22 protein-coding genes are annotated in these 22,527 nt (G+C 47.4%); 7 read left to right on the forward strand and 15 right to left on the reverse strand.

The genetic code is table 11. The features are described from left to right. The first annotated feature begins 40 nt into the window (after positions 1-40). The 5 genes from HXT23_RS04200 (at position 41) to trmD (ending at position 2,688) form a co-directional block, all read left to right on the forward strand. Positions 41-196: a hypothetical protein gene (locus HXT23_RS04200; protein ID WP_180946721.1), complete on the forward strand. Its 156-nt coding sequence runs from the start codon at positions 41-43 to the stop codon at positions 194-196. A gap of 300 nt (positions 197-496) precedes the next feature. Beyond that, a complete protein-coding gene (rpsP, locus tag HXT23_RS04205) occupies positions 497-958 on the forward strand; it encodes a 30S ribosomal protein S16 (protein ID WP_004113466.1) in 462 nt (153 codons plus the stop codon). 2 nt (positions 959-960) lie between these two features. Continuing rightward, a complete protein-coding gene (locus HXT23_RS04210; protein ID WP_004131855.1) occupies positions 961-1,194 on the forward strand; it encodes an RNA-binding protein in 234 nt (77 codons plus the stop codon). An 8-nt stretch (positions 1,195-1,202) separates the two neighbouring features. After that, a complete protein-coding gene (rimM, locus tag HXT23_RS04215; protein WP_004131853.1) occupies positions 1,203-1,787 on the forward strand; it encodes a ribosome maturation factor RimM in 585 nt (194 codons plus the stop codon). A 31-nt stretch (positions 1,788-1,818) separates the two neighbouring features. Further along, on the forward strand, positions 1,819-2,688 hold the full coding sequence (gene trmD / locus HXT23_RS04220) for a tRNA (guanosine(37)-N1)-methyltransferase TrmD (RefSeq protein WP_422112745.1): 870 nt from the start codon (positions 1,819-1,821) through the stop codon (positions 2,686-2,688). 382 nt (positions 2,689-3,070) lie between these two features. Here the strand turns inward: trmD and HXT23_RS04225 are convergent, their stop codons facing one another. Further along, the gene (locus tag HXT23_RS04225) at positions 3,071-3,652 is read right to left on the reverse strand and encodes an RsmD family RNA methyltransferase (RefSeq protein WP_422112746.1); all 582 of its coding nucleotides are present in this window, start codon (positions 3,650-3,652) and stop codon (positions 3,071-3,073) included. 242 nt (positions 3,653-3,894) lie between these two features. On the opposite strand from HXT23_RS04225, the gene HXT23_RS04230 reads away from it, so the two are divergent. Continuing rightward, a complete protein-coding gene (locus HXT23_RS04230) occupies positions 3,895-4,842 on the forward strand; it encodes a nucleoside hydrolase (RefSeq protein ID WP_004131838.1) in 948 nt (315 codons plus the stop codon). A 123-nt stretch (positions 4,843-4,965) separates the two neighbouring features. Continuing rightward, positions 4,966-6,387: an MFS transporter gene (locus HXT23_RS04235; RefSeq protein WP_020758532.1), complete on the forward strand. Its 1,422-nt coding sequence runs from the start codon at positions 4,966-4,968 to the stop codon at positions 6,385-6,387. A 221-nt stretch (positions 6,388-6,608) separates the two neighbouring features. On the opposite strand, the gene HXT23_RS04240 is transcribed toward HXT23_RS04235, so the two are convergent. From HXT23_RS04240 to HXT23_RS04305, 14 genes are all read right to left on the reverse strand, one after another. Then, a complete protein-coding gene (locus tag HXT23_RS04240; protein WP_020757721.1) occupies positions 6,609-7,757 on the reverse strand; it encodes a PfkB family carbohydrate kinase in 1,149 nt (382 codons plus the stop codon). 108 nt (positions 7,758-7,865) lie between these two features. Then, positions 7,866-10,304 carry an ATP-dependent DNA helicase RecG gene (locus HXT23_RS04245; protein ID WP_422112747.1) on the reverse strand — a complete coding sequence of 813 codons (2,439 nt, stop codon included), beginning with the start codon at positions 10,302-10,304 and terminating at the stop codon, positions 7,866-7,868. Between the two features lie 251 nt (positions 10,305-10,555). Continuing rightward, entirely contained in the window at positions 10,556-10,750 is a 195-nt protein-coding gene (rpmB, locus tag HXT23_RS04250; protein ID WP_004128912.1) for a 50S ribosomal protein L28, read from the reverse strand. A 142-nt stretch (positions 10,751-10,892) separates the two neighbouring features. After that, positions 10,893-13,358, reverse strand: coding sequence for a type 2 isopentenyl-diphosphate Delta-isomerase (gene fni, locus HXT23_RS04255; protein ID WP_422112748.1), 2,466 nt, complete (start codon positions 13,356-13,358; stop codon positions 10,893-10,895). Next, positions 13,351-14,481: a diphosphomevalonate decarboxylase gene (gene mvaD, locus HXT23_RS04260; RefSeq protein WP_119529206.1), complete on the reverse strand. Its 1,131-nt coding sequence runs from the start codon at positions 14,479-14,481 to the stop codon at positions 13,351-13,353. The genes fni and mvaD overlap by 8 nt, the downstream gene beginning before the upstream one ends. 21 nt (positions 14,482-14,502) lie before the next feature. Next, a complete protein-coding gene (gene mvk / locus HXT23_RS04265; RefSeq protein WP_422112749.1) occupies positions 14,503-15,648 on the reverse strand; it encodes a mevalonate kinase in 1,146 nt (381 codons plus the stop codon). Between the two features lie 693 nt (positions 15,649-16,341). After that, positions 16,342-16,788 (reverse strand): 50S ribosomal protein L9, encoded by a 447-nt coding sequence (rplI, locus tag HXT23_RS04270; protein WP_004112972.1) that lies wholly within the window; start codon positions 16,786-16,788, stop codon positions 16,342-16,344. Positions 16,789-16,803: 15 nt separating this feature from the next. Next, complete coding sequence (gene rpsR / locus HXT23_RS04275) at positions 16,804-17,052, reverse strand: 30S ribosomal protein S18 (protein WP_004105399.1); 249 nt, start codon at positions 17,050-17,052, stop codon at positions 16,804-16,806. Between the two features lie 190 nt (positions 17,053-17,242). Beyond that, positions 17,243-17,884 carry a single-stranded DNA-binding protein gene (gene ssb, locus HXT23_RS04280; protein ID WP_016806626.1) on the reverse strand — a complete coding sequence of 214 codons (642 nt, stop codon included), beginning with the start codon at positions 17,882-17,884 and terminating at the stop codon, positions 17,243-17,245. A 172-nt stretch (positions 17,885-18,056) separates the two neighbouring features. Further along, positions 18,057-18,353: a 30S ribosomal protein S6 gene (rpsF, locus tag HXT23_RS04285; protein WP_119529204.1), complete on the reverse strand. Its 297-nt coding sequence runs from the start codon at positions 18,351-18,353 to the stop codon at positions 18,057-18,059. Between the two features lie 196 nt (positions 18,354-18,549). After that, positions 18,550-19,566 (reverse strand): ribose-phosphate diphosphokinase, encoded by a 1,017-nt coding sequence (locus tag HXT23_RS04290; protein ID WP_016794614.1) that lies wholly within the window; start codon positions 19,564-19,566, stop codon positions 18,550-18,552. 67 nt (positions 19,567-19,633) lie between these two features. Further along, positions 19,634-20,656 (reverse strand): ribokinase, encoded by a 1,023-nt coding sequence (locus HXT23_RS04295; RefSeq protein WP_422113083.1) that lies wholly within the window; start codon positions 20,654-20,656, stop codon positions 19,634-19,636. Positions 20,657-20,813: 157 nt separating this feature from the next. Beyond that, entirely contained in the window at positions 20,814-22,178 is a 1,365-nt protein-coding gene (locus tag HXT23_RS04300) for a PFL family protein (protein WP_422112750.1), read from the reverse strand. Positions 22,179-22,197: 19 nt separating this feature from the next. Beyond that, on the reverse strand, positions 22,198-22,491 hold the full coding sequence (locus tag HXT23_RS04305; RefSeq protein WP_016636180.1) for an ACT domain-containing protein: 294 nt from the start codon (positions 22,489-22,491) through the stop codon (positions 22,198-22,200). Positions 22,492-22,527 lie beyond the last annotated feature (36 nt).

Genomic DNA, 22,527 nt, shown 5'->3' on the forward strand with positions numbered 1-22,527 from the left:
CTTGAGCCAAATCACGCTTTGAAGGAGCTTGAAATGCGTTATGCAATTTCAAGCTCAGTCAAAGCGCTTATTCACGCGAATAACAACGTTCTTTGCGTACATTACTCCGCCAAGCAAGGTAGAGATTCGAGATTTTTCGCGGCGAATCGACGACTTCGAGCTGCATAGCGCGCGAGAAGTCACCTCGATTCGCTGAGCCGCTTAGAGCAGAAGCACTGCTTCTGCGCGGCGAAGGCGTGAGCGCGCTGTAACGCGCGAGCGTAGAAACACCCAGCCCTCCTACAACACCAAATAGGAAATAGGAAATATCGTTCACGCACTACGCTCTAAGCGCGAAGGCAGGTCGGAGCGAATAGTCCACGCAATCAGTCATAATAGAAAAGTTATTCGCGTGAATCGAAGCCCTCTTATCGACCACGCGAGGAACAGTGGAACTCGCAAGGAGTGCCCCACACCCGAGCGAAATTCTACGACTCTAGTTATAAGGAGAGCCATTTTGGCAACCAAGATTCGTCTTAAGAGATTGGGCAAGAAGTTCTACGCCTTCTATCGCGTTGTGATTTCTGATTCGCGCAACAAGCGCAACGGCAAGTCCATCGAAGAGATCGGCATCTACGATCCAAACAAGCAGCCATCTTTGATTCAGATTAAGTCTGATCGCGCACAGTACTGGCTTGGCGTTGGCGCACAGCCAACCGAACCAGTGTTGAAGCTGCTAAAGATTACTGGCGATTGGCAGAAGTTCAAGGGTCTTGAAGGTGCAGAAGGCACTTTGAAGACTAGCGAAGCTGGCCCAGATGCTCAAGCTCGCGTTGAAGCTGTAGAAGCCGAAGCTCAGAAGCTTAAGGCTGCTAAGTCCGAAGCCGCTGCAAAGGCTCAGGCTGCTGCAGAAGCCGCTAAGAACGAAGCCGAAGAAGCTCCAGCAGCAGATGCTGAAGCCGAGGAAAAGGCTGAGTAATTATGCTGGCTCAAGCTGTGGAACATCTCATTAAGAACATTGTGGATTTTCCAGATGACGTATCCGTGCGTTCTCATTCAAACGCTCGCGGCGAACTTTTGCGCGTGCGCGTAAATCCAGAAGACATCGGTCGCGTTATTGGAAGAAACGGTCGTACCGCTAATGCTATTCGTATTGTTGTTCAGGCTCTAAGCCGTCGCAATGTGCGCGTAGACATTATGGACGTACGTAAGTGAGATTGAACGTGGCTAAAAACCAACTTTTTGACAACCCTCAGCAAGGTTCAAACACCCTACTGAGGGTTTGTCGTATTGGAAAAGCGCAAGGATTAAAAGGCGAAGTCACGGTTCAAATCTTTACCGACGAACCTTATAATCGCTTTGAACCAGGCAATGTGCTTTACACGCAAGACGGCGAGCGCAAGTTTACAATCGAAGCCTCTCGCACTTTCAAAAACCGCTGGATTCTGCTTTTTGAACAGAGCCTAAATCGTAACGACGCAGAGGCATTAAACGGCTTGGAGCTTTACACTAAGGCTCAAAGCGCGGAAGAGTTAGAGCAAGAAAACGCCTGGTATATTAAGGATTTAGTAGGCCTTAGCGCGCGCATTTGTAAGAATAATTCACTTGGTGTTGCTCCTCGCGAAATCGGCAAAGTCGTAGACGTTGTGGACGGCGCGCAGTCGCTGCTTAAAATCCGCCTTTTGGAGCCAGTTGGCGATGATAAAATTGCGCTAGTTCCTTTTGTTCAAGCGCTTGTTCCAGAAGTAAATCTTAAAGACGAATATTTAACTTTAGACCCTCCAGGCGGCTTAATCCCTGGGCTTTAATGCGCAGGATTTAAGCTTAAGGCTTATAAAAATGCAAATCGACATAATCTCCGTATTTCCAGAATATTTTCGCATGCTTGATTTAAGCTTGCTCGGCAAAGCGCAAGATAATGGCCTGCTTAAAATCAACGCGTACAATCTTAGAAGATGGACGCACGACGTTCATCAATCGGTTGACGATACACCAGTTGGCGGCGGCGCAGGAATGGTGATGAAGCCAGAGGTGTGGTCGGAGTGCCTTGATGAGCTGCTTTTTAGTGGCAATAATATCGCAGATAACAGCGGCGATGGCTGCGATGGCTGCGACGTCTGCGACGACAATAACTGCATCGCAAATAATAGCGTTGATAACGGCACAATTCTAATCTTCCCAAATCCTTCTGCACCACTGTTTTCGCAAAAAGACGCAACGCAATTAGCAAACGCAAAGCGACTCGTGTTTGGATGCGGCCGCTACGAAGGCTACGACGCGCGAATCCCAGAATACTACAAATCGCGCGGCTTAGATGTGCGCGAGTATTCGATTGGCGACTACGTTCTTAACGGCGGCGAAGTTGCTGTTAGCGTTATGGTAGAGGCCATTACGCGCTTGATTCCAGGCTTTATGGGTAACCCTGAGTCGATTGTGGAAGAGTCATACACGGGCGCGGACGCGATTCTTGAGCATCACCAGTACACGCGTCCAACAACTTGGCGCGGCATTAGTGTGCCTGCGATTCTTACTTCGGGCGACCACGCTAAAGTGGATCGATTCCGTAGAGATGATGCGTTGGAGCGCACAAGTCAAATTAGACCAGATTTGATTGAGAAACTTGATTGCAAGTCGCTTAGTAAGCAGGATAGAAAAACGCTGATTAGCCTTGGATGGGAGGTTTCTGGCGATTCGCCAAAGCGCCTATAAATCTAGCTATCGCTAGCGCATTTCCTTGTTTGGTGTGTAGGAGGGCTGTGTGTTTCTTGTCTCACAACGCTCCGCCTCTTACGTGTAGTCTGTTGTTGCGGTTGTTCCGATTTGGCTTTGATTTTGTTTTTTGGATTGAAGTTTGTTTGTAGGGTGAGTCATTGGATTATTCGGTATCGGCTGCCGCTCTTATACTGTTCGACCAAGAATCACCCAGCCCTCTTGCATGCTAAAACTTTTGCGTATCGCTAGTCGCCTGAGATTCTCGATTTTTCTTGCTCTCTCGGCGAGTCACCACCTTCGGCGCTGAGGCTCACCTCTTTCGCGGCGAAAAATCTCGAATCTCTACCTAGCTTGGCAAATCTTTAAACGCAAATAAAGGTCAACGCGTAGCTTGAATAAACATCACGGCAGTCTCGCCATAGTTTCGCGTGTCGAAAATCTCCCACCCCGCGCAAATCTTAGGCACAACGCTGCGCGCGCTACGCTCCAAAACAATCAACGTATCTGCAGCAGCGCTCACAACTCCCCTATTAACCATGTTTTCAATCAAAAGCTCAACTTGTGCCGTCTCCAACGCGTACGGCGGATCTATAAACACCAAATCGAAAGCCTCGCCGCTGTAGTCTTGCACAAACTGCTCCGCGCGCTTTTTGTTTACGCGCACGCTTAAATCCTGGCTCCACGCGCTTTGACTTTCTAGCACTTTAACGGTTTTTGCAATTAGTGCCGCCGCAGCCGCGTTAGCCTCTACACACACCAGCTCGTTTGCACCCCTAGAAATCGCCTCCACGCCCAACGCAGCGGTTCCAGCGAATAAGTCGAGTACGCGCGCTCCCCCGCACACTCCCCACGAGTCGAGTCTAGAAAAAATCGCCTCTTTTGTGCGGTCTGTTGTTGGTCTTGTACATGACTTTGCGGCGCATAATGGCGTGCCTTTAAATCTTCCTGCAATTACGTGCATATTTTAAGCATATCATTTTAATTTATTTTGCCTTATGCATCTTTTTTACTTGTGTCAAATTTTATCCTTGTTAAAATTGTATTGGTCATTTGTTTATTAACATCAACAAATGTTGCTTAGCACTGGTTTCTGGCGATTTATCCCAAACTACGCTAAACAATGAAGTTTGCTAAAAAGCCTAAGCATAAAATATCTAAATCCCAAATACAACTGACATACAACTAAACAACTAAGGAGCAGCAATGACTTCAATCATTTTAGATTGCGACCCTGGCCACGACGACGCGATGGCAATTCTTCTAGCGCTTGGCAACCCAAACATTGATTTGATTGGCGTAACAACAGTCGGCGGTAATCAAAGCCTCGAAAAAGTTACGTACAACGCGCGAGCAACGCTAGAAATGGCTCACGCAACAAACATTCCAGTTCACGCAGGATGCGATCGCCCAATGATTCGCCCGCTAGAAGTGGCTGCATCCATTCATGGCGAAACTGGCCTAGACGGAGTAACTCTCCCAAAGCCAACTCGCCCATTAGACGAAGGCCACGCAGTAAACTGGATTATCAACACGATTATGAACAGCGAGCCAGGCACGATTACACTTGTTCCAACTGGCCCACTTACAAACATTGCAATGGCTGCGCGAATGGAGCCGCGAATCGTTAGCCGCGTTAAGGAAGTTGTGCTTATGGGCGGCGGCTACCACGTTGGAAATTGGAGCGCGGTCGCAGAATTTAACATTAAGGTAGATCCTGAAGCCGCTCACGTTGTGTTTAATGAAGATTGGCCTATTACAATGGTTGGTCTTGATTTAACGCACCAAGCACTTTGCACACCGCAAGTACAAGCTAAAATCGACGCAATCGGCACACCTCTTTCTGCGTTTGCAAGCGGCTTGATGGACTTCTTCCGCAAAACATACCAAAACAATCAAGATTTTATTGACCCACCTGTGCACGATCCTTGCACGGTTGCGTACTTGATTGACCACAGTGTTGTACAAACTCGCAGATGCCCTCTAGACGTTGAAATTAAAGGCGATTTAACACTTGGAATGACGGTTGCAGACTTGCGCGGACCAGAGCCATCCGCAAGCGAATGCCACACGCAAGTGGCCACTAAGCTTGACTTTAACAAGTTCTGGGATTTGATTATCGACGCTCTAAAGCGAATCGATGGAATCAAATAAGTCAAGTAAGTCAAATAAACCAAATAGTCAAACAATATACATCAAACAAATAAATAAAAGATAATAGAGAAAATCCCTAACAAGAGAAGATCCCTAATAACCAAACAATATATAGGAGTTATTATGACTGAGGTTTCATCTCCAGCTCCACACATGTTAGACAAGGGCGGACGCTCAATCGTAGCACTTATGACCGCACTTCTAGTGGCCATTTTTGCGTTCCAGCTAAACGCATCCATGCTCTCCCCAGCACTCGCCACTATGACACACGAGCTTAAAACAACGGATACGCAAATCGCGCTAACACAAACCGTGTTCTTTACTGCAGCAGCGCTGTTTTCGCTATTCCTACCTCGCTTGGCAGACCTTGTTGGCCGCAAAAAAGTACTTACAGGCATTCTGATTTCAACCATTTTAGGATGCGTGATTAGCGCCATTGCACCAAATGTTACGGTTCTTATGATTGGCCGAATCCTTCAAGGCGCAAGCGGTCCAGTTGTGCCAATGTGCTTGATTATGCTGCGCGTGCGCGTTAGCGAAGAAAAGCGTTACGCAAAGTTGATGGCAATTTTAACATCTGTAAATGGCGGAATTGCAGGCGTTGACGCACTTGCAGGCGGCTGGCTCGCAGGCAACTTTGGATTTAGATCCGTGTTTTGTACAATGGCTGTAATCGGCGTGATTGCAGTTCTTTTGGTTATATTCCAGACTGAAGAATCGCACGCGCAAGACACTCCTAAGATGGATTGGGTTGGTGTTGTAACGCTTGGCATCGCGTTCTTGGCTGCATATCTTGCGATTAACGAAATCGGCAAGCTTGCTAGCGCCAACTTGACTCTTGTTGCAGTTCTTGTAGTTCTTGCAATCGTTTTCTTTGTAATCTTCTGGAACGTAGAGGGCAAAAACTCCGCTCCGCTTGTTTCTACAAAATATATGAGCCAACGACGCACTTGGGGATTGCTTTCTTGCACGCTTCTTACAATGACGGGCGTTTTTGCAATCATGAATGGCGTTGTTCCACAGCTTGCACAAGATGTTAAGTCTGGAGCTGCAATGAGCGCAAGTGTGGTTAGCTTTGCAACTCTTACACCTTACGCAATCATTGGCTTTGTATTTGGTCCTGTTGCTGGCATGCTTGCTGCAAAGTTTGGATACCGACTCGTTTTGCGCGCTGGAATCCTTGTAAGCGTTCTTGGCGTTGTATTTGGAATGTACGTTGCTGAAATGCCTTCTGTTTGCGCTCTTGTAGTGCTTTCTTTGTGGCTTGGAATTAGCTACGCAGGTGTTGCAAACATTATGCTTAACGGCCTTGGAATTGTGCTTTCTCCTAAAGATAATCCTGGATATTTGCCTGGCATGAATGCTGGAGCGTTTAACCTTGGTGCAGGATTGAGCTTTGCGATTCTTTACGCTGTTATGACCAATTTTGCGCAGAACGCTGGAGCCACAACTGGCTACGTTGCTTCGATGATTGCTGGAATCGTGCTGCTTGCTCTCGCGTTTGCATGCTCGTTCTTGATTCCTAAGCCAGAAGATTGCGACTGATAAGCGCTTAGACTGCGCTTGCTCAGGCAGGTAAAATCGCTCGCGAGTTACAGCACACTGTAGCGCGCGAGCGATTTTCCGCTTTTTGTACGTGTTTTAGGTCAAAAATGGTACAAAATGCGGAAGATTTTTCCCGAGTTTGTACCATTTTTTGGTGGAATGTGGTACAAAAAGCGTCACATCGTTCGCGCGCTCTAAGCGAATGCAGGTCGGAGCGAGTATCACGCGCGCTCATGAATGCTTTGCATACGCTCCTCAACAAGCTCTGGCGTCATCGCCTCGTGCACCGCTTCAACAGACTCCATGTTAAGCGCAGCAGCAGCAACCGCAAATCGCCCAGTCTTAGAATTGTCAAAGTGGTTGTATCGCGCGTAAATCAAAGCAGCAGTCGCAGTATCGCTAGAACCGTTGTCGTTGCCAACAGCCTTAGCACCTTCGGATCCATTTCCTCTAGAAACAATCATTCTTTGAACGCGCCGCAAAGGCACAGGATAAAACGCAATGCCTTCCCCAAGTATTCCATACGCAACGCCTTCTCGCCCAGAATTAACAAACACGCGCTTAACTCCGCGCTTAAGCAGCGCCTTTGCGCATTGCACAGCTGACCTTTCGTCTACAGCGCAAATTCCAGTAAGCGCTTGCGATTCTGCAGTGTCTAAAACAAGAGTATCAATGCAATTTAAGCGCGAAAGTATTCTCGTAGCTTTTGCATCCGTTATTGCGCGCACCATAATCGGCTTATGGTAGTTATCGCACACCCATTCAAATGACTTTTGCGAAATGTTTGTGTCGAGCGCAACAATGTCTGCGTTTTCTATGATTGATATTCTTTCACGCAAAAAGTCTGGCGTCATGTAATCGTAGATGCTCATATCGTCTAGTGCCAAAAGCCTTTGCCCCGAAGCGTCTCCAACGTACATGTAAGACGCTGTCATTGCGTCTGGCAGCTGCTTTGAGTAGCCTATATCTAGTCCGTTTACAGATGCGTCGATTTTGAACAACTCGCCATTATGGTCGCCTCCGTACACAGAGACCAGACTTGCGCGCGTGTTCATCCTCTCTAAAGCAACTGCGATATTTCGCCCAACTCCGCCAAGCGCGTAGCGCACTTTTGCAGCGTTCGACGTGTAGTCCATAAGATCTCCGCACGCGATTCCCAAAACATCCATGCTTATTCCGCCGATTACAGTCACGTAGCTTGGTGGCGTAACAATGTAACCTTTGCCTCTAAGGTATCCCTTGCGAATCAAATTAGAAATGTGCGCGGCCACGCCCGATCGCGTAATGCCAGCTAAATCTGCAAGCTCTTGCTGACTAATCATAGGATTCTGCTGAATCCACGACAATATTTGTTGTTCGCGTTCAGTCATCTTTGCCTCGTCTCTCGCGTTTTTACCTTATATCTCTAGAATATTCAAAAATTGTCTTTTTCGCACGTAAATTGTAAAAAATTGTGCGATTTTCTTCTCGATTTTCTTCTAATTGCTCAAAATCGCAGTGCTACTTCCACGAGTAAAGTCTAAAACCGCTCCAGCGAGTTGCATGTGATTTTGCAAAGTTGGGTCGCTTGCAAGAATCGAAGTTGCGCATTGCCTTGCATCTGCAATAATATGCGCGTCTTTAACAACTCGAAGCAACTTTAAGCTTGATTTTCCGCCAGATTGACTATCTCCTAAAACATCTCCAGCGTTTCTAAGCTCCAAGTCTTTTTGCGCGATTACAAAACCATCTAGCGATTCCTCTACAACTTGCAAACGCTCTGCTGCCAACTCGTTGCCTTGAGCTGCAGATACCAGAAAAGCCCATGATTGCGTGCCAGAGCGCCCCACTCGTCCCCTAAGTTGATGAAGCTGTGCAAGCCCGAATCGCTCTGCGTTAAAAATCACTATGCAACTTGCTTTTGCAACGTCTACGCCAACTTCGATTACGGTTGTAGAAACCAAGATTTGCACTTTTCCGCTTTCAAAGTCGCTCATAATTTTGCGCTTCTCGTCGTCGCTTGTGCGGCCTGTAAGCTCAGCAAAATTGACGCCACTAAATTGAGCGAGGTTTTTAAGGCGAGTTAAAATTTGCGATACTGTGTGAATTTGCGAATTTGCTTGTGAGTTAACTTGTGAGTTAACTTGCGAATCGTTTAGTGGATTAGATGCGTATGCGCCAAAGTCGCCAGCAACCGCGCAATCGCCATTATCTCCGTTGTCGCCATTATCGCCATTATCGTCATCGTCTATTCGCGCACAAACAATGTACGCGCGCTCCCCCGCGTCAATCCTAGAACGAACGTGTCTAAACATAGCTGCCATTTTTGCAAAGTCCAGCTCGTTTATAACAAACGTTCGAATCGGCTTTCGGCCGCCTGGAAGCTCCGTTAAGTAAGACGCGTCTAAATCGCCAAACCAAGTCATTGCAGCGCTCCTAGGGATCGGCGTAGCCGTCATAACAAGAAGATGAACATCCGCATTATTGCTCATTTTTCGTATAAGCGAATCGCGCTGCTCAACGCCAAATCTGTGTTGCTCGTCTATAATCGCAAGCGCAAGGTTTGTGGGCTTAAAACTAGCGGAAAATGCGGCATGAGTGGCCACAATAATCGCTGGCTCGCCGCTTGCTACTTTTGCCAAAGCACTTCTTCGATCCGCCAGCTTCATTCCGCCCGTCACAAGCGTAATTTCAACGTTTATATGTGCGCGCGCAATCATTTTGCGCAAGTTTTCGGCGTGTTGATGAGCCAGCACTTGAGTTGGCGCAACAAGAACCGCTTGATGGCCCGAACCAACAGCTTGAAGCATTGCGCTCATTGCAACAACCGTCTTTCCAGAGCCGACTTCTCCTTGCAAAAGACGACGCATTGGTTTTAATGGTGATTCGCTGGTTAATGGCAATTCGCTGGCTGCTTGCGAATCATCTGTTGCTTGCGATTCGCCCTGCGCGCCTTGCATATCTTCAGTAATCTCGCTAATAACGTTTTTTTGGCCTTCCGTCAACGCAAATGGCAAACTTTCTTCAAACTGCTGCCTTAAAGCGCCATTGTTGCATTTATAAGCAGAGCCAAGACGCGAATTCTCGCGCGATTGCAAAACAGCAATTTGAGATATAAACGCCTCTTCAAAACGCATTGTGTTAATTGCACGCGCAAAATCCTCTTTGCTTTGCGGATTGTGAATTGATTCAAACGCATCCGTGCGGTGCATAAGATTTTTACTTGCGATTACGGATTGTGGAAGAATGTCTGGCAGTGATTCAGGCAGGGATTCAGGCGCAAAATCGCCACTATCACAACTCTTAAAAAGTTGCAATAATCCTAAAATCGTCTCGTGAATATGGTCGCTAGAAATACGCGAATTTGCGTGATAAATCGGCCGAGGAGCGCATAACTTTTCAAACGCTTCTTCAACACTTTTCGCAGCAAAATCGTCAGACGCGCTAGATTTCTCATCGTTGATAGATTTCTCATCGTTACTCGACTTCTCATCATCACTACGCGCCGCCAAAACGCTTATAACTTGCGGATGCGTAAATTGCAAAACGCCATTAAACGCGCCGCTCGCGCCGCCCACAACAACGGTTTGACCAACGCTCATGCGGCTGCTAACCCATTGCGCGTATTGCTTGCTTTTTGAAAAATAGACGATTTGAGCGCGCGACGCATCTTGCGCAACGTTTACATCTAGGCGATACCCTCTCCGCGCATTCATTTGCACTAAGTTTATGGACTGTATAATCGAACAAAACGCCACTTCTTGACCTGGCAAAATTTGGCTTAAACGCGCGCGTTTTAGCGGATTTGTGACTCTAAACGGGTAGTACGTTAGCGCGTCTTTTACTGTGACTACACCTAGCGATTTTAAGGCAGATACGCGGCGCTTGTTGCCTACGATTGAAGATATTGCTGTGTTAAGTGTTATGCGTGCTGCCATACTTCGATTATAATCGTTGCGCTAAGATTTAAGCGCGCCGTAACGCTCGCACAACTTTCCGCACTTTGTAGCTCAAAACAGCATGTAGGACTACAAAACCCGTCAAACAACTCCGCACTTTGTACCAAAATCGACCCAAAACACGTACAAAAAGCGGAAATGTAGCGCGCGCGGTCTAAGCGCGAATGCAGGTCAATTCGCTAACAAAAAAGCCCCGAGCACTGCTCAGGGCCTTACATTTAACACGCGATTCACGCTTCAACACGCTGAACCTTGCCTGCCTTAATGCATTTTACGCACACACGAAGGCGAACATTTTCGCCATCAATGGTGGTGCGAACTGGCTGAAGGTTCGGGCGGAAGGTGCGCTTATTGCGAATGTGCGAATGTGAAACACTGAAACCGGTCTGCGGTCCCTTGCCACATAATGCGCAACGAGCTGCCATAATGGACTCCTATTTTCTTTGACTTGCAAGTCTTGCGTCGCTCATCCATGCAAATCCAAACGCGACTAACCGACGCTAAATCGCATAAACAAATAAGCATGCCTGAACGCACAACTACACAAGTATATCACTACGCCAGACATTACAGCGCGCACGGCTTGCCATCAATCAAGATGCGCGAATTTTGGCGCAAATCCGCAACATTCTTACATCCAAGCAACGCCATAATCGCGCGAATCTGCGTCTTCCAATCCTCAATCTGCTCAACAAGCGCATCCTGTCCACCGCAAGTTAGCGTATGCAAGAACTCGCCAGCAACTCCAACTGCACTCGCCCCAAGCTTCAGCGCGCGCACAACATCAAGCGGCGTACGCACTCCTCCGCTTGCAAACACTTGCATTTGCGCACAACTGCCAGCAACCGCACCATCGCAAGAATCGCAAGAATCGTGCAAAATCTTATCGCATTGCGCTATGTCTAGTAACGACTCAACAGTGGTAAGCCCCCAAGAATCAAGGAACTCGTAGCCGCGCCCACGCCCACGCCGTGCATTTTCAATCGCAACAAAATTCGTGCCGCCGCGCCCACCAACGTCCACAGCGCGCACGCCCACATTTTGCAATTGCAGAACATCCCCAGCGCTCATTCCGCATCCAGTTTCCTTAACAACAACTGGCACTTTCATTGAATCAAGCGCGCGCACAACAGCCTCAATATTGCTAAGCCACGCGCTAAAATCGCGGTCGCCTTCGCTCATAACAAGCTCTTGCGCCGCATTAAGGTGGATTTGCAACGCGTTTGCTTGCAAAATTTCAACAGCTTTAATCGCCTGTTCAACGCTTGCCCCAGCGCTTACATTCGCCATAACAAATCCGCGCGGATTAAAGCGCCGAATAACGCTGAAAGTCTCTGCAAGACGCGGATTTTTAAGCGCTGCGCTTAGCGAGCCAGAAGCCATTGCTACACCAGTTTTTGCTGCCACTTTTGCAAGCATTGCGTTTATATTTTCGCCATTCTTGCTGCCGCCCGTCATTGCGTTAATGTACAGCGGAACGTCCCATTTTGCGGATTCTCCAAACACGCGCACGCTTGTATCTACATCGCTTAGCGCCAATTGCGGCAACGCATTTGGAATAAATCGCACTTGTTCAAAACCAGCGTCCGCGTGCGATTTATATTGTTCGCACGCAAGTTTTATGTGATCGTCTTTGCGCTGTTCAATAAGCGAAGAGTCGCGATTTTCATCAAATTCCGCGACTTTCAGATTAAGCGCCTCAATCCCACTTTTTTGCCATTCGTCTTTAATGAGATTAGCAACTGCATCAAAATCTTGTGCGCGCGCAATCGCAATTCCGCAATCTCCTCCGCCTGCGCCGCTTGTTTTGGATGGCAATCCTGCACTGTTGGCAACTTCGATTAGCTGCGTAAGTTTTGGTGTTTCGATTAGCGTTCCCGTGATTTCTCCAAGATTTTTTAGCAACGCACGATTTTGCGCGAATCCGCTTAATAACGCGTTAAAATCCCCATTTTCTAGCGCATTTGCGATTTTTTGCACGCATTTTTCGCTTTGCACGCAAAAATCTTCGTAAGTTTTAGCGTATGTTTCAGCGTATGTTTTATCAATATTATTCACGCTTAAAGTGCCGCTTGCCTCAGATTTCACTCCAGCTTTCACGCTTCCAACAAGCTCCGCGCTACTGGCAGGGCTCCCAGTCCAGCCAACTAAAAGTCGTAAGCTTGCGCCCACTTTTAAGCGTTTTACTTCAAATCGCGGCCATTTTCTTTGCATCAACTCGCACAAGCTGGAGTCGCCGCTTTCAATCATTTCGACTTCCGCTTTAAGCCATTCGCGATTGTACGCGCGATACAATACCCACCCACCGTATGAGCTTGCTGCCACGTCTCCGCCGCTTCCCGACTTTTTTACTAGCGAAGACGCGATTATGGCCAATTTGCACAATTCTGGCGTTGCAATCGCCAATCCGTACCATTCGCACAACGCGCGAACAGCAGCCACCGTTACTGCAGCCGAAGATCCAAGTCCATATTTTTTGCCACTTTTTTTATCGTCTAAATCGCTTTCAATGTGTACGTTGTATTCGCGCGCGCAACCCAGTGCGTCCTCCGCACCCAACACGCCCATCTCGCGCGCATATTCGTCCACTACGTTCATTGCGGAAATCACGTACGCGTAGTATTTTTTAATTTTTTCTACATTAGTTTGTTCTAGCGAATCGTTGGTTGCTTGCGATTTTTCCGCTGGCAAATCGCAAGCAACCGAGCGCGAATCGCATCCGCATCCATCATTTTTATCTAAAATAAATTCCTTGTTATTGCCAAAACGCGTGCCGTCACCGTTTCCGCCGCCAAACTTCCAATATAATGGCTCAAAATTTTTATCCTCACACGTAATTTTTCCGTAAAAATTCCTGCCGTAAAAATTCCTGCCACAGTCGGCATCTTCAGAAAAATCGCAAGCTCCAGCCGCGTCAACCGTAACTTTAACATAACGATTCACAGCTGCTACGATTGCCGCTCTTCCATCCACAACAGCGTATTCGCCTGCTATATAAAGCTTTCCAGGAGCTTCCGCTTGAAACTTAGTCATGATTTTCTCCGTACGCCGTTACGCTAACCGCATCGCCTGGGCGCGCAATAATAAACTGCGGATTGGATTGCGCTGATTCAACAGATTCCGCAAAATCCGCCGATTTCTGCGACTCGCGCAAACTCTTAATCTCACTCAACACGCGCAGCCTCAACTCGTTTTTAACGCGCAAAACTTGCTCCGCACTAGTTAAAACCTTAACATTTGGACCTGCGTCCATTGTAGCCCAAACAGGCCACCCCTCGCCGCGCATTTGCAGCACGACTCTAAGCACGGCGTGCGATTCTTCGCTAAGGTAGTCAACGCTAGGATTGGCCGCGCGCATTGCAGCATGCATTCCTAAAGCATTTCTCTCCGAAACCTCGCCCAACGCCTCTAAATCGCAGTTTTTAATCGCTTGCAAAGCCGCTGTAATGTCATCTTTACAACTTTCGATCCAACTTTTATAAAGCGGCGACGTTTCAACCGTTTGACGCATTGCTTTGCGGCTCGAAATCTTCTTTTTGCTTGGATTCAAAACAACAGCCACCATTGCAAGATTCAAATCTTTTGGCGATTCAATTGGCTCCGCGCAACTTGTTTCGCTACTCACGCCCGCGTTCCACAACACCAATCCGCCATAAATCGACCTGCATGCCGACCCCGACCCTTTGCGCGCTAAAATCGAAAGTTCGCGCGCGTTTAACCTAAGACCAGCCGCATACGCTGCAGCCGCCGCCAGCGCTGCAAAACCCGAGGCACTAGACGCAAGGCCCGCTGCCGTTGGAACCGTGTTTTTGCTTACGACTCGCGCATGGCTTTCGATTCCAGCCATCTTCCGCACCATGTCTAGCATTCTTACAATTCGCGCGCGCTCTTCGCTTTGCAATAAATCGCCACTAAGCTCTGTGTTGTTTAAGCAAACGGAGTCTTCTTTTAGAAAATCGTCAAAATGCACGCTAGTTTTTGTGAAAAATCCACCTAAAGTCAAAGATAGCGAGGAAGAATACGGCAAAATAAACTGCTCGTCGCGCTTTCCCCAATACTTAATTAGCGCAATATTTGCGTTTGCTTCCGCGATTGCGCAATGCGTTTGCATCGACTCGTCAAACGCTATTTTTGGCTCAATTTCAACGTTTTCCACAATAACCTTTCTATAACCTTTCTAACTGCCGATTTCCACAATCCACGTTTTGGCAGCACCTGCACGCTCTAAAGCCAGCGCCACTTTAAGCGCATTATCGTAGTTTTGCGCAAGCGCGATAACGCATCCGCCACCGCCTCCTCCAGTCAGCTTTGCTCCCAAAGCACCACTTTTGCACGCAGCACTAACCAACTCGTCTAATAGTGGCGTGCTCACGCCTAATTGCGCAAGAATCTTGTGCGCGAGGCTCATCTTAAGCCCAATTTCCAGCGGCTGCCCAAGCTCTAAATCATCTTGCGCGCTAATAGCAATTTTCCCAAGCTGCTCCAGCATCGCATCAACCGCATGCGGATTCAAATCGCGCTTTTTGCGCAATGCTTCAACCGTATCGCGCGTTTGACCCTTGCACCCCGAATCAGCCAAAACAAGCCACGCGTGCAATCGTATATTTATGTTGCTAAATTCTCCGCACAAAAATCGCACCGCGCGCGCCGAAGCAGTAGCCTTAGCGTCTAATCCCGATGCCTTTCCATGAGCAACATTTTCCGCCTCCTGCGTAAGCGCAAAAAGCTGATCCTCGCTGGCTTCAATCGCATAATAGCCTAGAATCGCGCGAATTACAGCACCTGCAGCTGCAGCCGACGACCCCAATCCTCGCTCTGGCGGAAAATCGCAAGCTGTTTCCACTTGTAACGCTTCGCCGCGCCAATTCGCAAATTGCAAAGCCTTATAAATCGCGGTTTTAATGGAGTTCAAACGCTTTGGCGCATTTTTTAATGGCCCGCAAAAATCCAACGCTTTAAGCGTTACGTAACTTTGAGCAAGCTCTTGCAAGCTGTTTTTATTAGGATTATTTTCGATTTGTGCAACTAGCTCGTCGGTTGCTTGCGACTTTTGCGCACCTGTGTTTAATGCATTGTATGCGTTTTCTGCGATTGATGCCTTTTCTGCGATTGCGCTACTAACTGTTGCGCGCATCTTAAGATTTTTCAGCGGAAGAGCCACTGCACTGTGGCCATAAACAACCGAATGCTCACCAAAAAGAATTACTTTTGCGCAAGTCTGCCCAACGCCAATGCGATTATGTACGCGATTTTTTGTGCGCTCATTATTGCAATCGCACGGATTAGACGCGTGGCGATTCGCTAAAGTGTTGCACTCAGTCACTAATCCTCCTTTGCGACGCACTGGTTCACTTATTGGCATTGCTTAATTATTAGCATTGCATAATTGCGCAAATGCTCGCTTTTGCATGTTAAGTCTATTTATCAACTTTTATAATTTAGTAGCTAAAACGATTCAACACCACGATTTACGCAATACGCACACAACACATTCACATTTCCCGAATTTTGTTTCTCTAATTAGCGTGTTCAACAACAAAACACGGAAAACAACTCCGCATTTTGTACCAAATTTGACCTAAATCACGTACAAAAAGCGTCAACCATTTCCGCACTTTGTACCAAATTTGACCCAAATCACGTACAAAAAGCGTCAACCATTTCCGCACTTTGTACCAAATTTGACCCAAATCACGTACAAAAAGCGGAAATATCGCTCGCGCAGATTAGCTGCGCTCACGTCTTCGCCGCACGTAAAGTCCACTGGACTTTACGTTTGAGCGGCTCAGCGAATCGAAGTGCATTCGCGCGCTACGCTCTAAGCGCTCATGCAAGTCGATTCGCAACGAAAAAAGCTCCGCGCAAGTCGCAGCAAGTAAAACTCACCACAATTCGCACAGAGCCAATGCTTAAGATCAATCCAAATGGATTGCCTCCCATCGCAAATTCCGCAAAAATTCGCAAGAAAACTTGCAAGAACTCACAAAACCCACGTGGGAAGCTGGAACACGTTTAACTACTCAGCTACAACCTTAACAGTAAAGGAAGCGCTGATTTCTGGGTGAAGAGCCACAGTTGCTGGGAATTCGCCAGTGGTCTTGATTGCAGCAACGCTAATAGCGCGTGCTTCAACGGCGGCCTTTGGTGCCAAAGCAGCAGCAATCTTATCGGCGGAAATACCACCGAAGAGCTTGCCAGACTCGCTCACCTTAGCAGCGATTTCTACAACAGTGCCTTCGATTGCGGCTTTAGCTGCAACGGCCTCTTCGCGAGTGGCAACAGCCTTAGCCAAGCGTGCGCGACGCATCGCTTCAATCTGGGAAGCAGCGCCCTTATTCCACGCAAAGGCCAAGCCCTGTGGAATCAAGTAGTTACGTGCGTAACCAGCCTTAACAGTAATAACGTCACCCGAGTGACCCAAGTTTGCAACGGTCTTGGTGAGAATAACCTTGGTTTCTGCCATGTTCTATCCTCTCAATCAGCGACCAGTAGTGGCGTATGGGAGCAAAGCCATCTCGCGAGCGTTCTTAACGGCCTTCGCGATCTTGCGCTGTTCCTGTACGGTTACACCAGTAATACGACGGGAACGAATCTTGCCGCGGTCCGAAACGAACTTACGCAACAAAGCAACGTCCTTGTAATCAATTTCAGTAATCTTGGCAGCCTTCAAAGGATTTGGCTTCTTCTTAAAAGGCTTGACCGGTGGTTGCGGCCTCTTACGTGACATAGGATGTCCTCTCTTAAATGCGTTAAACTTTTGTTTTTGTTTATACGCTAAACTGATGTTTTTAATTGTAAAGTCGTATTTAGATTTTTACCAGCATTAGTTTTACAAGCAATAAGTCATATTCGCTAAACTATCTGCCCTAAAGCAGCGGCGACTAGACGCCATTAGCGCGCGCATAAAACTAGAAAAACTAGAACTCTGGCTCTTCGTCTGTTCCACCAAAATCGGAGCTAGCTCCAAACGTTGCAAATCCGCCGTTTGATGGAGCAGAAGCACTCCACGGGTCTTCAACGTTTACGCCCTGATTAGCGCCATTTTGCGCATTCATTCCAGCACCAGCAGCCGCACTATTTGCATAATTCGCGCCGCCAGCATAACCGCCAGTGTATCCACCAGCATTCATACCAGCTCCAGCACCAGCGCCCTGATTGAATCCGCCATTGTTCCCAGCAAAACCGCCCTTCGAGCTCAAACGATTAACCTGAGCGGTTGCAAAACGCAAGGATGGCCCAATCTCATCAATCATCAAATCAATGCTGTATCGTTTTTCGTTGCTGTTTTTATCAACGTAGTTGTTTGCACGCAACCTACCCTGAATAATAACGCGCATTCCCTTAGTAAGTGTTTGTGCGCAATGCTCAGCTAAGTCGCCCCATGCAACGCATCTAAGCGATAATGGCGTGCCGTTAACGTAGCTGTTTGTTCTTCTGTCAAAAGTAGAGGAATTAGAAACAATCGTAAAAGACGTTCTAACACTACCGTTGGAACTGGTAGCAGTTTCTGGCTCTTTAGCCAAATTACCAATCACAGTTATAACAGTTTCTCCAGCCATCGTAGCCTCTTTTCTATTAAGACTTGGAACAATTTCGTGGAACAATTTAGAGCAAATCCAATTTGGCTATTTGACTATTTGACTATAAATTAATCAAACTAATCTAAATAAAATTTTGGATATTGTCCCTAAACTTTTGACTTTACTTTGCTTTACTTTGCTTTACTTTGCTTTACTTTGCGTCCTTGCGAAGAATCTTCGTGCGGACTACAGATTCGTTAAGGTTCAAAACACGGTCAAGCTCGTCGCTAAGTGCTGGCTCGGCAGTGTAATTCACTACAACGTAGTTACCTTCGTTCTTGCCATCAATCTCGTAAGCAAGCTTACGGCGACCCCAATAGTCGGTACCATCAACGGAACCGCCCTCTTTGGTGACAAGCTCAAGATACTGCTCGGTCAACTTCTTAAGACCGCGCTCGTCAAGCTCTGAATCGGCAATGAACATCAGTTCATACTTGTGTGCAGACATCACCCACCTCCTTCGGACTATTCGGCTGCGGGCTTTCCACAGCAGGAGTGTGTTTGCAAAATCGTTCGTAAATCAAATTATTACACAATTTATTACGCGATTATTACGCAATAATTTTTGCATATTTAATTTTACGAACAACCTACTAAGTCTACATCATGCTTGCGACTCACCGCCGCGCAGCTAATCAACCACACTAATGAGCGTAAATATTCCTATGCTTCATGTCTTCTGGAAGCGCGTTTCTAAGCGAAACAAGCGACCCGGACCTAAACACAGACCTAATTCCAGCAGCCAAAAGAGGCGCAATCGAAAGAACCGTCATATTTTCTAAGCGCTTTTCTTCGGGAACAGGAACTGTATCCGTTAAAATGATTTCACGCGCGCCGCAACTCTTAAGTCGCTCTACTGCAGGGCCAGATAGTAGCGCATGAGTTGCAACCAAAGTAACGGATTTTGCACCAGCGCCTTTAAGCGTGCGCACAGCTTCGCAAATCGTGCCAGCCGTATCAATCATATCGTCTACAACAATGCAATCGCGGCCTTGAATATCTCCAATAATTCCATGCGCTTCCGCGTGATTTGGCCTTGTTATATCTCGCGTTTTGTGAATAAACGCTAATGGCAATCCGCCAAGCTTTGCAGCCCATTGCTCCGAAACCTTGATTCGCCCTGCGTCTGGAGAAACAATCGTAGTGTTTTCCAGGCTCATAGTGTTGCGAACGTAGTCAATCAAAACTGGCATAGCTGTTAAGTGATCCACAGGACCGTCGAAGAATCCCTGCTCTTGAGCCGCGTGCATGTCTACAGTCAAAATACGAGTAGCTCCAGCAGATCGGAACAAGTCAAACATAAGTCGCGCTGTAATTGGCTCGCGGCCTTGATGCTTTTTGTCTTGACGCGAATACCCAAAGAAAGGCGCAACAACGTTTATGCTTCTAGCGGATGCTCTCCTTAAAGAATCCACCATAAGCAGCTGCTCCATAATCCAATTGTTGATTGGATCTGTGTGCGCTTGCAAAACAAAAACGTCTGCGCCTCGAACTGGTTGCGTAAAGCGCACATACATTTCTCCGTTTGCAAAATCGTAGGCAGTTGTTTCCAGCACGTCTATTCCAAGGTAGTTGGCGGTTTCTTCCGCAAGTTGCGGATACGCTCTACCCGTTACAAGCATCATTTGCTTTTTTGGAGTGCCTTCAAGAATTGTTGACATATTTGCCTTCCCGTTTGCAAAATCTGTAAAAACGCATACGCGACTAGTTTAGCAGCATACAACGCCACTACTCAAATGCGCGAACAACCTGCTGCGCACTTCCATACGAACTTTGCGCTCCAAATCCCATTGCTGCATACGCCGAAACGTAAGTGGCAACTTGCGCGCTTTGCGCTAGGCTAAATCCAGCTGCAAGTCCTGCTAAAACAGTTCCCATAAACGCGTCTCCGCAGCCCGTTGTATCTACTGCTTTAACACGCTGAGGGCAAATGCGCACAGCCTTCTTGCCATCTTGCGCAGCATAGTCTAAAACAACCGAGCCTTCTGCACCAAGCGTTACAACTGCCTCATCAAAGCCGTACTCGTGCATAATGCGCGCCGCATCATGCCAATCAAAATCGTCCCAATTCCCGTCTTCTGGCTCGCTAATTTTAAGCAATTGCGCCATCTCGTGCTCGTTTACAAGAAGGATGCTTGCGTTTTCAATCAACTCGCGTGGCAGCTCGCTTACAAAAGGCGAATTATTTAGCAAAACTTTTACGCCAGCCGCACTCGCAATTTTTGCCGCCGCCGTTACGGTTTCCATTGGGCTTTCTAGGCAAAGTCCTAAAACACTTGCGCCGCAAATTGCTTGCTTAACATCGTTTTGATTAATGTATTCAACGCTCACTTTTGCATTAGACCCTGGAGCGTAAACGATTGTGTTTTCGCCGCCTTTTGCGTCTACTGTTATTACTGTTGCGCCACTTTTTACGCCTTCTACGCGCAAAATTCTAGACGTGTCTACTCCAGCAGATTCTAGCGTGTTTAGTAGGAATTTTGCATTTTCGTCGCTGCCTACCGCGCCAAACATTTGCACGTTCGCGCCGATTTTCGCTGCAGAAACGGCCTGATTCCCCGATTTTCCGCCTGGAAGAACGCGCAAATCACTGCCATTTACGGTTTCTCCAGGATTTGGAAGACGATCTGCAACTATTGTGTAATCTGCGTTCATGGAGCCTACTACAGCAACGTGATTGCTTGATTCGCCTATCTTTTTTAGCGTGCTAGCAAGCATTTCGCCACTTAGTGGCGTAGTCTTTTCCATAATAAATCCTTTCGTAAAACTCCATTAATTCGTGATTTGCGCGGACTAATCATAACTTAAGTCATAACTTAAGTAATGATTTAAGTCATAACTCAACCGTGACTTTAAGTCATGATTTTAAGTAATGATTAAACCGTAACTTAACTTGCGATTAATTCGCCTAATTCTTAAAGCTATGTACAGGCGCTGGAATTCGCCCACCGCGCGAAACGAATTCCTCGCAGCTTTCGGTATTCACTGGCATAATCGGCGCATATCCCATTAAACCGCCAAAATTAGCCATTTGCCCAACGCTTTTGCCTTCCACAGGTATTATGCGCACAGCAGTTGTTTTTTGGTTTATCATACCGATTGCTGCTTCATCCGCAATCATTCCAGATATTGTTGCAGCAGTTGTGCTTCCAGGAATCGCAATCATATCTAGGCCTACGGAGCATACGCACGTCATTGCTTCTAGCTTTTCTATTTTAAGGCATCCCGACTTTGCAGCAGCAATCATGTTTGCGTCTTCCGAAACAGGTATAAACGCGCCAGAAAGCCCGCCAACGTAGCTGCTGGCCATTATTCCGCCCTTTTTAACTTGATCGTTAAGCATTGCAAGAGCGGCGGTTGTGCCAGGCGCACCAACAGTAGAAAGTCCGATTTTCTCTAGGACTTCGCCTACGGAATCTCCCACGGCTGGCGTTGGCGCAAGCGACAAGTCGATTATGCCAAACGGCACACCAAGCCTTCTAGATGCCTCTTGCGCAACCAACTGGCCGACTCGCGTAATCTTAAAAGCTGTGCGCTTAATCGTCTCGCACAAGAACGCAAAATCCTTGCCGTGCGCCTCATCTAGCGCGCGCGAAACCACGCCTGGCCCAGATACGCCAACGTTTATTACAGCGTCTCCTTCGGTTACGCCGTGGAATCCGCCTGCCATAAATGGATTATCGTCTGGAGCGTTGCAAAATGCAACGAACTTTACACATCCGTACGAATCACGGTCTGCAGTCGCGCGCGCGATTTGCTTGACTACTCGCCCAAGCAGCTGAACGCAATCCATATCAATTCCAGTTCGCGTAGACCCCACGTTTGCGCTCGAGCACACAATATCCGTCTCGCTCAAGGCTTTTGGCAGCGATTCTATAAGCATGCGATCGGCAGCTGTCATGGATTTTGCAGGCAGAGCGGAGTAGCCGCCAATCAAATCTACTCCAACTTTTTTGGCAGCCTTATCTAGCGCGTGCGCAATTTGCACAAAGTCGTCTGGGCTTTTGCACGCTGCTGCTCCAACTAGGCTTATTGGCGTTACGGTTATGCGCTTGTTTACAATCGGGATTCCGTAGTCGCGCTCAATCGCGCAGCCCGTGCTGACTAAGTCTTTTGCAAGGCGCGTAATCTTGTTGTATACGTTTTCGCACACTTTTTGCACGCTTGCGTCTGCGCAGTCTAGCAGATTTATTCCCATTGTTATGGTTCTAACGTCGAGCTTTTCTTGCTCGATCATGGAGTTTGTTTCGCTCACTTCCATAATATTTAGCATGGGCTTCTCCTACTAATCCCTAGATTCTGTGCATGTTTGTAAAGATTTCCGCGCGCTGGCAGTGTATACTAACGCCTATTCCTTCGCCCAGCTTTGACAACTCTTCGGCCAGCTCGCCAAATTCTACGCTTATTTCGTTTACGTCTACAATCATCATCATGTTAAAGAATCCGTTGACGATTGTTTGAGATATATCTAAAATATTCGCCTTGCTATTTGCTAAATGAGTCGTAACTTTTGCTATGATTCCTACAGCATCTTTGCCCACTACGGTGATTACGGCTTTGTTTTCATCATTATTAGTGGTGTTCATAATCACTCCTATTGGCTATATGTGATTTTTGCTGCG

The sequence above is a fragment of the Gardnerella sp. DNF00257 genome, from assembly GCF_049262745.1.
GTDB classification, from domain to species: Bacteria; Actinomycetota; Actinomycetes; order Actinomycetales; family Bifidobacteriaceae; genus Bifidobacterium; species Bifidobacterium piotii.

Bases quoted from the DNA above. Each gene is read 5' to 3' on its own strand.
- rplI (WP_004112972.1), bottom strand. From the start codon at position 16,788: ATGGCAGAAACCAAGGTTATTCTCACCAAGACCGTTGCAAACTTGGGT.
- HXT23_RS04225 (WP_422112746.1), bottom strand. From the start codon at position 3,652: ATGCACGTAATTGCAGGAAGATTTAAAGGCACGCCATTATGCGCCGCA.
- HXT23_RS04230 (WP_004131838.1), top strand. From the start codon at position 3,895: ATGACTTCAATCATTTTAGATTGCGACCCTGGCCACGACGACGCGATG.
- rpsR (WP_004105399.1), bottom strand. From the start codon at position 17,052: ATGTCACGTAAGAGGCCGCAACCACCGGTCAAGCCTTTTAAGAAGAAG.
- HXT23_RS04210 (WP_004131855.1), top strand. From the start codon at position 961: ATGCTGGCTCAAGCTGTGGAACATCTCATTAAGAACATTGTGGATTTT.
- HXT23_RS04235 (WP_020758532.1), top strand. From the start codon at position 4,966: ATGACTGAGGTTTCATCTCCAGCTCCACACATGTTAGACAAGGGCGGA.
- ssb (WP_016806626.1), bottom strand. From the start codon at position 17,884: ATGGCTGGAGAAACTGTTATAACTGTGATTGGTAATTTGGCTAAAGAG.
- rpsF (WP_119529204.1), bottom strand. From the start codon at position 18,353: ATGTCTGCACACAAGTATGAACTGATGTTCATTGCCGATTCAGAGCTT.
- HXT23_RS04300 (WP_422112750.1), bottom strand. From the start codon at position 22,178: ATGCTAAATATTATGGAAGTGAGCGAAACAAACTCCATGATCGAGCAA.
- HXT23_RS04290 (WP_016794614.1), bottom strand. From the start codon at position 19,566: ATGTCAACAATTCTTGAAGGCACTCCAAAAAAGCAAATGATGCTTGTA.
- HXT23_RS04305 (WP_016636180.1), bottom strand. From the start codon at position 22,491: ATGAACACCACTAATAATGATGAAAACAAAGCCGTAATCACCGTAGTG.
- rpmB (WP_004128912.1), bottom strand. From the start codon at position 10,750: ATGGCAGCTCGTTGCGCATTATGTGGCAAGGGACCGCAGACCGGTTTC.
- trmD (WP_422112745.1), top strand. From the start codon at position 1,819: ATGCAAATCGACATAATCTCCGTATTTCCAGAATATTTTCGCATGCTT.
- HXT23_RS04200 (WP_180946721.1), top strand. From the start codon at position 41: ATGCAATTTCAAGCTCAGTCAAAGCGCTTATTCACGCGAATAACAACG.
- HXT23_RS04245 (WP_422112747.1), bottom strand. From the start codon at position 10,304: ATGGCAGCACGCATAACACTTAACACAGCAATATCTTCAATCGTAGGC.
- HXT23_RS04240 (WP_020757721.1), bottom strand. From the start codon at position 7,757: ATGACTGAACGCGAACAACAAATATTGTCGTGGATTCAGCAGAATCCT.
- fni (WP_422112748.1), bottom strand. From the start codon at position 13,358: ATGACTAAGTTTCAAGCGGAAGCTCCTGGAAAGCTTTATATAGCAGGC.